1 protein-coding gene is annotated in these 1,828 nt (G+C 66.0%); it reads right to left on the bottom strand.

Going from position 1 to position 1,828, the window contains the following annotated elements:
- On the bottom strand, window positions 1–1,494 hold a 1,494-nt coding region (locus tag WB508_RS06050; protein WP_423843982.1), incomplete at its 3' end, for a M4 family metallopeptidase.
- Window positions 1,495–1,828: the final 334 nt, after the last annotated feature.

Raw genomic sequence — 1,828 nt, 5'->3', positions numbered from 1 at the left:
GTAGTTGGCGTACTCCGGAAGGCTGGTGAAGCCTGCGTAGTAGACCTGAGCCGCCTTGTCCACACCGAGGCCGTTGACAACCGTGTCGCAATCCTTCAAGGCCTTTCCGGTCAGCAGCACGTCGTGGTACTCGTTCGCCTCACAGCTGGCGTTGCGGCCACCCTCGACCGTCAGGTAGTAGGCGTGGTTGGGGATCCCGCTGTTGGTGTGCACCCCACCGTTGTCGGCCTCACCGGTGTAGGCCTGGGAGAGGTGGCTCGGATCGCCGTCCTGCATCGGGTCTGCCATGTTGCGGAACCCGGGGGTGAGGTCACCTGGTGTGTTGATGACGTCCTCGCCGATGAACCAGTCCGGCTCCACACTCGGGTCCAGTCCGTTGTTGTCGGCGTAGAACTCGATGGTGTTGGCCATCATGTCGCTGAAGGCCTCGTTGAGCGCGCCGGAGGCGTTCTCATAGATGAGGTTGGAGGTGAAGTCGGTGACCCCGTGGGTGAGCTCGTGGCCATCCACGTCCAGGCCGCCCGACAGCGACTTGCAGGTGGTGCCGTTGCCGTCGCCGTAGGTCATGTAGGCGCCGTTCCAGAAGGCGTTGCAGTAGCCCTGTCCGTAGTGGATCACGGAAACGATCTGCATGCCCTGGTCGTCGATGCTGTCGCGGCCGAAGGTCTCGGCGTAGAAGTCGTCGACGACGTTGGCGTAGTAGTGCGCGTCGACGCCGGCTGCCTGCCCGGGGCTCGTGCTGCCGGGCAGGTCCCACACGTCGTCGGAGTCCGTCATCACCTTGACCCGGAACGGGACGCCCCGGCCGGTGTTCATCGCGTCGTAGGTGAGCTGGCGCTCGTCCTGCGAGCGCAGCTGGTAGTCGCCGGACGAGTTCTTGGTGGTGCTGAATGACTTCTCGTCGCCCTTCACCCCGGTGCCCTCTCCCTCCGCCAGAGCGTCGAACGCCTTCACCGTCTCGCCGGTGGCAGCGTCGATCCATCGGATCGGGCGGCTGGTGTCGCGGATGCTCTCGACCTCGTAGAAGAAGCGGTCAGTACGGGGGTCGATCCGCAGCTCGGTGCGGAAGTCGCCGCCCCTCCCGATCTCCTTCACGGCTTCGTTCTTGGCCTGGCCCTGGGAGAGCTTCGGCGCGTTGCTCGGCTGGAGCTCGGGGAAGTGGGCGCCGATCACTGCCGTGTTGGTGCCGTCGGCGGCCTGGATGACCGTGATCTGACCGCCGAACACGGTCGCGTTGCGGACCTTCTGCTGGTAGCGGGTCGAGGTGCTTCCGTCGGGCAGATCGAGGACGTGCAGCTGCTTCATGTGCTGTGGGAGAACGAAGTCGGCTGCCTTCTGACCTGTCAGGGTGAACGAGCCGGCCGGGGCCTGGACCTCGGCGGAGGACTCGGGCGGCGGATCTTCGGCCGAGGACGATGAGGTGGTGGTGGAGACGATGGTCGCTGCGGTCAGCGCGGAAGCGGCCGACATCGCATAGAGCGTGCGTAAGCGCATGAAGAGATTCCCCCCGAGATGGATTGTGGACGATGGAGCTTGAACAGTGTGACCCCGGTCACGGTATGGGAGACCCGTCGAACAGCCAAACCGCGCTCGGATCCTGCGCGGGAGCTACCCGGCACCGCGAGCACGACATCACCCCGTGAGCGAGCGTGCCCTCCAGCCCCGTGGCACGATGAGGTGGTGATGCAGTGGGCGGTGTGCGCGAACGGCCACTCGCACTGGGGTCCCCGCGGTGCTGCTGGGCTGCTGCTGGCGCGAGACGGTCTGGTCCTCATGCAGCTGCGCGCAGCCTGGGTGCACCGAGGCGGCACGTGGGCTCTCCCCGGCG

Origin of the sequence: Aeromicrobium sp., assembly GCF_049586495.1 — a bacterium.
GTDB lineage: Bacteria > Actinomycetota > Actinomycetes > Propionibacteriales > Nocardioidaceae > Aeromicrobium.
This window is presented reverse-complemented; position numbering and strand designations above follow the sequence as displayed.